Source organism: Bradyrhizobium sp. Ken01, from assembly GCF_055807355.1.
On record NZ_JBVVPC010000297.1, the window covers coordinates 1 to 237 of the forward strand.

The following is a 237-nucleotide window of genomic DNA, read 5'->3' on the forward strand; positions in this document are numbered from 1 at the left end:
GTCGGGGGTCCAGCCCAGCATGAAGAACGACGTCTTGTAGCCGCCGGGCTTCAGAACCTTGGCGAAATACTGGGCCTTGGGTTGCGCCAGCAGCTCCACTTTGAGGCCGATGCGGGCGAGCATGCCGACGACGGCCTGACAGATCGCGGCGTCATTGACGTAGCGATCGTTGGGGCAGTCCATCGTGACTTCGAAACCCTCGGGATAGCCGGCGTCAGCCAGAAGCTTCTTGGCGGC

The 237-nt window shown here is 62.9% G+C and carries 1 protein-coding gene; it reads right to left on the reverse strand.

The features are described from left to right. A partial coding sequence (locus AC0L3S_RS39720) for an ABC transporter substrate-binding protein (protein WP_473285448.1) occupies positions 1-237 on the reverse strand: 237 nt, incomplete at both ends.